8 protein-coding genes are annotated in these 7,259 nt (G+C 57.6%); 5 read left to right on the top strand and 3 right to left on the bottom strand.

Annotation, left to right across the window (positions count from 1 at the left end; all coding sequences use genetic code 11):
• A partial coding sequence (locus ACOVRA_RS13805; RefSeq protein ID WP_421720803.1) for an isoleucine--tRNA ligase occupies positions 1-1,955 on the top strand: 1,955 nt, incomplete at its 5' end.
• Between the two features lie 39 nt (positions 1,956-1,994).
• Complete coding sequence (locus tag ACOVRA_RS13800; RefSeq protein WP_421720802.1) at positions 1,995-2,945, top strand: DMT family transporter; 951 nt, start codon at positions 1,995-1,997, stop codon at positions 2,943-2,945.
• Here ACOVRA_RS13800 and ACOVRA_RS13795 read toward each other — a convergent pair.
• Both ACOVRA_RS13795 and ACOVRA_RS13790 read right to left on the bottom strand, forming a co-directional pair.
• A complete protein-coding gene (locus tag ACOVRA_RS13795) occupies positions 2,942-3,103 on the bottom strand; it encodes a DUF2256 domain-containing protein (protein ID WP_421720801.1) in 162 nt (53 codons plus the stop codon). The two genes, ACOVRA_RS13800 and ACOVRA_RS13795, sit on opposite strands and share 4 nt — an antisense overlap.
• Positions 3,084-3,482 (bottom strand): thiol-disulfide oxidoreductase DCC family protein, encoded by a 399-nt coding sequence (locus ACOVRA_RS13790; protein WP_421720800.1) that lies wholly within the window; start codon positions 3,480-3,482, stop codon positions 3,084-3,086. Before ACOVRA_RS13790 ends, ACOVRA_RS13795 begins: the two co-directional genes overlap by 20 nt.
• A gap of 141 nt (positions 3,483-3,623) precedes the next feature.
• Between ACOVRA_RS13790 and ACOVRA_RS13785 the strand changes: the two genes are divergently transcribed.
• The 3 genes from ACOVRA_RS13785 to ACOVRA_RS13775 are packed head-to-tail and all read left to right on the top strand — an operon-like array spanning position 3,624 to position 6,324.
• Positions 3,624-4,286 carry a TetR/AcrR family transcriptional regulator gene (locus ACOVRA_RS13785; RefSeq protein WP_290802583.1) on the top strand — a complete coding sequence of 221 codons (663 nt, stop codon included), beginning with the start codon at positions 3,624-3,626 and terminating at the stop codon, positions 4,284-4,286.
• A complete protein-coding gene (locus ACOVRA_RS13780; RefSeq protein WP_421720799.1) occupies positions 4,283-5,332 on the top strand; it encodes an alpha/beta hydrolase in 1,050 nt (349 codons plus the stop codon). The genes ACOVRA_RS13785 and ACOVRA_RS13780 overlap by 4 nt, the downstream gene beginning before the upstream one ends.
• On the top strand, positions 5,332-6,324 hold the full coding sequence (locus ACOVRA_RS13775) for an NADPH:quinone oxidoreductase family protein (protein ID WP_421720798.1): 993 nt from the start codon (positions 5,332-5,334) through the stop codon (positions 6,322-6,324). The genes ACOVRA_RS13780 and ACOVRA_RS13775 overlap by 1 nt, the downstream gene beginning before the upstream one ends.
• Here ACOVRA_RS13775 and ACOVRA_RS13770 read toward each other — a convergent pair.
• The gene (locus ACOVRA_RS13770; RefSeq protein WP_421720797.1) at positions 6,321-7,166 is read right to left on the bottom strand and encodes a response regulator; all 846 of its coding nucleotides are present in this window, start codon (positions 7,164-7,166) and stop codon (positions 6,321-6,323) included. The two genes, ACOVRA_RS13775 and ACOVRA_RS13770, sit on opposite strands and share 4 nt — an antisense overlap.
• Between the last annotated feature and the right edge of the window lie 93 nt (positions 7,167-7,259).

Genomic DNA, 7,259 nt, shown 5'->3' with positions numbered 1-7,259 from the left:
TGTGCGCGCACCCCTTGCGTGGCCAAGGCTATGACTTTGATGTGCCGTTGCTTTCCGGCGACCATGTCACCGATGAGGCGGGTACGGGCTTTGTCCATACCGCGCCCAGCCACGGCACGGACGATTATCTGGTCTGGATGAAGTCGGGCCTGCCCCAAGCCGATATTCCGTTCACCGTTGATGCCGATGGCCGCTATACCAAGGAAGCGCCGGGCTTTGAGGGTTTGGCAGTCCTAGAGCTGGAAGGCAAAAAGGCTGGAAAAGAAGGTCCTGCCAATGGCGCGGTCATCGCGGCCTTGATCGAGGCGGGCGGGCTGTTGGCGCGCGGCCGCTTGACCCACCAATATCCCCATTCGTGGCGTTCGAAAGCGCCGTTGATCTATCGCAACACCCCGCAATGGTTCATCGCCATGGACAAGCCCGTCGCCCATTTGGGTGGCAAGACCTTGCGCGACGTGGCGATGGCCGAGATTGCCGCGACCGATTGGGGCAATGAGGCCGGCTCTAACCGCATCACTGCCATGGTGAGTGAGCGGCCAGACTGGTTGATCAGCCGCCAGCGCGCCTGGGGCGTGCCTTTGGTCATGTTCGTCCACAAGGAAACCGCCACCATTCTGCAAGACGAAGCGGTCAATGAACGGATATTGGCGGCTATGCGCACCGGCGGGGCAGATGCTTGGTTCACCAATGACGCCACATTTTTCTTGGGCGATGCCTATGATCCTGCCGAGTATGAAAAGGTTGAAGACATCCTCGACGTCTGGTTTGATTCCGGCTGTACCCACGCCTTTGTGACGCGCAAGCGCTATGGCGAAGACACCCAAGCAGACCTTTATCTCGAAGGCTCTGACCAGCATCGCGGCTGGTTCCAATCCTCCTTGCTGGAAAGCTGCGCCACCCGCGGCAAAGCGCCTTACAAAGCGGTGCGCACCCACGGCATGATTGTGGACGAGCAGGGCCGCAAAATGTCCAAGAGCTTGGGCAATGGGATCGAGCTGGAAGACGTGTTGCGCCAAAACGGCATGGAAATCCTGCGCCTGTTGTTTGCCGCCGCCGACTACACCAATGAGCTGGCCTTGGGCAAAACCATTCTGGATCAGGCGAGTGAAACCTACCGCAAACTGCGCAACACCCTGCGCTATATGCTGGCCAGCTTGAAGGATTTCAGCCCCGATCAGGCCGTCGCCTATGCCGACATGCCCGTGCTGGAAAAATGGCTGTTGGGCCGGGCTTATGAGGTCGGCCAAGAAGTCCGTGCTGCTTGGATTGATTATGACTTCAAGCGGGCTTTGTCGGCGGTGTCAGACTTCGCCAATCTTGATGTCTCGGCGCTTTATGTCGATGTCCGCAAGGATGCGCTTTATTGCGACGAATTGGACAGCCCGCGCCGCCGCGCCAGCCAGACGGTTTTGGATTTGTTGTTTGAGCGGATGCTGTTGTGGCTGGCCCCCATCCTGCCCTTCACCACCGAAGAGGCTTGGGGGACGCGCTTCCCTGAGGCGGATTCGATCCATTTGCGTGCCCTCCAAGATGATCCAGCCGAGTGGCAGGATGCGGCTTTGGCGTCCCGCATGGGTCATTTGCGCGACCTGCGTCGGGTCGTGACGGGTGCTTTGGAAGTCCAGCGCCGGGAAAAGACGATTGGTTCTTCGCTGGAAGCCGCACCACTCGTTTATGTCACCAATGACGCCATTCGTGGGGCCATTGGACAGGAAGACTTGGCCGAATTGTGCATCACCTCAGGCTTAGAGCTTCGCAATGGCGCTGGGCCGGCTGAAGCCTTCCGCTTGGAAGAAGTCACAGGCGTGTCGGTGGTATTTGAACGCGCCCCCGGCATCAAATGTGCGCGCAGTTGGAAGTTCTTTGACCCAGCGACCGCACTAGCTGGCTTCCCCGACATTACCCCGCGTGATGCCCACGCCGTCATGGCTTGGGACAAGGCCAACCCAGCTTAGGACAACCGATCTCAAATCGGACAGGGGTGAGGACAGGCCTTGCGCACCTGCGCAGGGCGTGGCACGCCCGTGCCTGTGTCGTCACCTACCAGCCCTCCCCGTCCCGGCGTCCTTGATTGGAGCCTTTTGGCCACTTTGGTCATCTTGTGGGGCTCTGCCTATGCGGGCACCCATATTGGCGTAGAGGTTTTGCCGCCTGCTGTTCTTGTGGCATGTCGTCTGTGCATCGGGGCGTTCGTTTTGGGCTTGGGCTGCCTTGCCATGCGGGCGCGCTTGCCGCGTTTGACCGACTATAAGACGTGGGGCGTGCTGACCCTGATTGGCGCGACCGGAACCCTTTTGCCCTTCCTCTTGATCTCGATTGCGCAAAAGACGGTGCCTTCGGCCTTGGCCGCCATCTATATTGCCGCAGCCCCGTTGACGGTCGCCATCCTCTGCCATTTTCTGGTGCCGAGTGAACGGCTGAATTTGAAGCGCGCAGTAGGTGTGGGCGTTGGCTTTTTGGGCGTGTGCCTGTTGTTTGCCCCGGCCCTATCCGATCATGGCATTGGGGCGACGCCGGTTGTATCGCAATTGCTGCTGCTTGCTGCGGCGGTGCTGTATGGCTCCACCAGTGTGATGGTGCGCATGGTCAATCCGAGCCTACATCCGGTAGCGATGAGCTGTGGCTTTGTGCTGGTAGCGGCTCTTTTATCCCTGCCGCTGGCCATTCAAGCTTGGCCAGAAGGCGGGGTTCATTTAGAGGCCCGCCACGTCTTTGCCATTCTGGGCCTCGGCGTTTTATCGACGGGGGTTGCAAATCTCGTCTATGTGCTGACGATCCGGCGGGTTGGCCCTGTCTTCATGTCCAATGTCGGTAATCTTGCGCCCTTCTGGTCCATCCTTGTGGGCGCATTGGCTTTTGGCGAAGCCCTGCCCGCGACAACCTTTGCTGCCTTGGCGATCTTGTTGTTTGGCGTTTGGTTGGTGCAGCGCCAAGGCGCGCGTTAAGCCTTAGCGTTGGTCGCGCGACACTTATCGCTACAATAGAGCACCTGATCCCAATCGCGCGCCCATTTCTTGCGCCACGAGAAGGGCCTGCCGCAAGCTTTGCAAGGCTTATCGGGCAGATTGGCTTTGGCGACGACTTTACCCTTGGCGTTTTTCACGGGCCACCATTAGGCTTTGTAGGCGCGGGCGCACTTTCAAGAATTGACCATAAAGCCAGTCCAGAAACGGCAGGATCAAGGGCAATTGCGCCAAATAGCCCAAGGGCTGAAACGGCGTTACTTGCTTCCACATGGCCGCAAAAGCTTTTGCACCGGAAATCAAAGGCCCGCCCGCCTCTTGTGCATGAAAGCGGGCCAGCATGTCAGCCCGGTTGATCGGGCAGGTGCCGTCGCCGGTCAGGTCCACAAAGGCCACCCTTCCTGCTTTCTGATCAAGCTTTTGATAAAGTGCAATTTCGGCCCGACAAAGCGGGCAATCGCCGTCAAACCACACCGTTACACGCGGCTTTCCTTTGCTTTCGAGGCCCATTTCCCTCATGGCTGCGTTGCCTGCGACAGATAACAGTGGCCAGTCTGATACGATGTTGACGCGCTGTCAGCTTTTCGCCAAGCTGTTGCAACTAGGTGTATTTGGTACCCCCAAGAACAGAGATCTATCCCGGTGCAGGTGCTGAGAACCATGAAATCCACTTCCGATATTTTATATAAGGATAGGGCGGAGAGCCTTGAAGGCAACCAGTCCGGCAAGCGCGAACAAACCAAGCTTGCCAATCGGGCCGCCATTCTTGAAGCGGGCCGGCAGATTTTTGCGGAATTAGGCTATGAAGGCACCACGGTGCGCGACATCATTCGCCGCACCGAACTCGCCTCCGGCACTTTCTACAATTATTTCAAATCCAAGGAAGAAGTCTTCCACGCCTTGCATGACGATGGCGTGGCACGTTTTAAACCGCTTTTGCGGGCTGCTCGTGAAAATGCGGGTCAGGACTTCCAAGCCTTTATGATCACGGCCTTTGAGGCTTACTTCAATTTTCTGCTGAACGATCAAACCATTGACCGCGAAATGGCGGCCATGCCGGAATGGACCCGCGTCCGCTTCGACACGCCTGAAAGCCTGGCCTTGTTTGACGAATTAAAGGGCGACATCGTCGCCTTTGCCACCGAGTTTAAACTAGACCATGTCGACCCTGAACTTCTGACCGCTTCTTGCGTCGGGATCGCGCAAGAAATTGGCGACCGCCTGTTGCGCGGCAGGATCAAGGATATTCAGGCAGCAGCGCGATTTGCCGCCTATTTTGTGCTGGGCGGGTCTCAGCGCGTACAAAGCGAGATGCAAGCATGAGCCTTCAAAAGACCATCGTCAATTTGCTGTTGAAACTGCCAGACCCTATCCTTGTTTCCATGGCAGGCGGGAAGCCAGTTGTGCGCGATGGCCGGACTTTGGATGCCCGCTTTCAATTCATCGCCCATAGCGTGACCAAACGCGGCCCCCAGCCCGAACTGACCAAGGAATTTGCGCGTCAAGGGACAGAGATTTTGACCATGCTGTTCGGCGGCCCCTTGGAACCTGGTGTCAGTTGTCAGGACCGCACGCTCGAACTTGAAGGCCGCAGCATCCCCGCCCGCAGCTATCGCCCGTCTAACCAGAATCCACTCGCGCCGCTTTTGGTGTTTTATCACTTCGGCGGCGGTGTGGTTGGCAGCCTTGAGACCTGCCACGCGCTTTGCTCTATCCTTGCCAAGACGATTGGCTGTCCGGTCCTGTCGGTCGATTACCGCCTAGCGCCAGAACATCCTTGGCCAGCAGGCCTAAATGACGCGATCGATTCTTATCTTTGGGCCCGTGACCATGCCCAAGAGTTTGGCGCACCAGCGGGTGTAGCGGCCGTTGGCGGTGATTCCATGGGCGGCAATTTCAGCGCGATCATTGCGCAAGAAATGCAAAGACGCGAGTTGCCGCAGCCCTTCCTGCAGCTTCTGATCTATCCTGCCACCACCATTCTTGAGACCGAAGGCTCGATGCAAACCTGCGCCGATGCCTATCCGCTGACGGCAGACATTATGGCGTGGTTCATGGCCAATTATCTGCCCAATTCCGATCTGGGCCCAAATTTAGGCGAGGATCTTCGCGTCTCCCCCGCTTTGGCCCCAAGCCTTGCGGGCCTGGCCCCGGCCATTGTCATCACCGCCGGTCACGACCCCTTACGCGACCAAGGCAAAGCCTATGCTGAGGCGCTCGAAGCCGCTGACGTCAAAGTGCATTTCCAATGCTATGACAGCCTCGCCCACGGCTTTACGGCCTATACGGGCGGTGTTCCCGCAGCTGATCGAGCCTGTCGGGAGTTAGCAGCCGTTGCTGCTCGCGCCTATCGCGCCATGGGTGGTTGATGCGCGCCTTTGTGTGCCAAGCCATTACAGACGATCTCTCGGGAACTGGCTTGGCCGATATCGCCATGCCAGAGCCGAAGGCAGGTGAAGTTCTGATCGCGATCAGGGCTACCAGCGTCAATTTCCCCGACATCCTGATGTGCCAAGGCAAATATCAGTTCAAACCTGACCCACCCTTCATCCCCGGCCTCGACTGTGCGGGCGAGATCGTAGCCCTCGGCGCAGGTGTGACCGATTGGGCAATCGGCGACGAAGTTGTCGGTGGAGCCCGAATGGGTGGCTTTGCTGAATTCGTAGTGCTGTCTGCCGCTGCCATCCAGAAAAAGCCGCCCAATTTGAGTTGGGAAGAAGCGGCAGCCTATCAAGCGGCCTATCTCACTGCCTATGTCGCCTTGGTTCGCCGCGCCAATCTGCAGGCGGGTGAGACTTTGCTGGTGCATGGTGCCGCAGGTGGCGTTGGGCTAGCGGCGGTTCAGTTGGGCCTGCATCTGGGTGCGCGCGTCATTGCGACGTCGGCCTCACCGGACAAATTGCAAGCATTGCGCGATCTGGGTGTTGAGCACACGCTCTTGGTCCAAGATGGCTTTCGAGAAGCCGTGAAGGCCCTTTCAGATGGGCGCGGGGCCGATGTGGTGTTTGACCCCGTAGGCGGGGATGTCTTTGACGAGAGTGTCCGCTGTATGGCCTTTGATGGCCGCCTGTTGGTTATTGGCTTCACCAGTGGCCGGATCCCGACTGTTTCGGTCAATATGCCCTTGATCAAGGGGTTTTCGGTCATGGGGGTGCGGGCGGGCGAATATGGCCGTCAATTCCCAGAGCGCGGACGCGAGAACGCCAAGGCAGTCTATGATCTTGTCGCTAGTGGTAGCCTCAAGCCCTATGTCGGAGCCGTTTTTGCCTTGGACAATGTGCGCGGGGCCTTTGATTTAATGATGTCGCGACAGCTTGTCGGCAAAGCGGTGATTGTGCCCGACTATTACCTGCGCCCTTAAGCGACGCCGACTTTGGCAATCACTTCTTCAAGCCCGCTGACCACTTGATCGCGCATGCGGGTCTGCAGATTTGGCGTCTTAAACAGCACGTCAATCGCGTTCAAATGCGTTTGGATCACATCAGGCCGCACGGTTTCAGGCCCGCTCGACCGGGTAAGATAAGTCCGCAGCAATTGGGCGACACGTGAAACGTGGAAATCTTGGATTTCGTCGGCAATGGAATGAACTTCCCCGACTGCCCGCATTAATTGCGCCATGATATCGGTGCGTCCATCACGCAACGCATTGACGAGCAAGCCAATTCTAGCAACGGCCAAATTCATGATTGAGCGCATCGACTCGACCATATCTTCTTCTGACTCAATCTCTAGCGGATCATCGAACCGTCGATAGGGGCCCTTAAAGCTTGGCTCTGCCCTCCGACGACGACAAGGCCCAGAATAGCCGGGATCGTCAATGAAGTTACGTGGCCGCTCGATCACTTCGCGAAGCCGATCACACACCGACTTAACCGAGACAGGTTTTAGAATGAATTCATCCACCCCAGAATTACGTGCAAATTCGATCTGGCTTTTGCGGTTATTGGCGGTCACCAAGATGATTGGCGTCACCTTCAGCGCATTATCCTCTGAGGCACGGACCCGTCGCGTCAGTTCAATACCGTCAATATTGGGCATCATCCAGTCGGTGATCAGCACATCCGGGCGCACAGAATCAAAAGCGTCGAGCCCGTCTTCCCCGTCGACCGCTACCGACACACTGCGCACGCCTAGATTGCGCAAAATCTCGGTCAGCAGCACGCGAAAGAACGGCTGGTCGTCGACCACAAGGATCGACAACAAAGACAAATCTAGCCGTTGAGGTGACCTCTGTTTGACGGGCACGCGTAAAATTCCCCAAATTCAGCCCAAACCTAAGCTGTTTGGGGTTAAGAT

It is taken from the genome of Aquidulcibacter sp., assembly GCF_049239865.1.
In the GTDB taxonomy this organism is placed as follows: domain Bacteria; phylum Pseudomonadota; class Alphaproteobacteria; order Caulobacterales; family Aquidulcibacteraceae; genus Aquidulcibacter.
The sequence above is the reverse complement of the archived record's forward strand: the minus strand, read 5'-3'. Positions and strand labels throughout refer to the sequence as shown.

Excerpts from the sequence above, each read along its gene's own strand:
- ACOVRA_RS13790 (WP_421720800.1), bottom strand. The coding sequence starts at position 3,482 with ATGAGGGAAATGGGCCTCGAAAGCAAAGGAAAGCCGCGTGTAACGGTG.
- ACOVRA_RS13785 (WP_290802583.1), top strand. The coding sequence starts at position 3,624 with ATGAAATCCACTTCCGATATTTTATATAAGGATAGGGCGGAGAGCCTT.
- ACOVRA_RS13780 (WP_421720799.1), top strand. The coding sequence starts at position 4,283 with ATGAGCCTTCAAAAGACCATCGTCAATTTGCTGTTGAAACTGCCAGAC.
- ACOVRA_RS13775 (WP_421720798.1), top strand. The coding sequence starts at position 5,332 with ATGCGCGCCTTTGTGTGCCAAGCCATTACAGACGATCTCTCGGGAACT.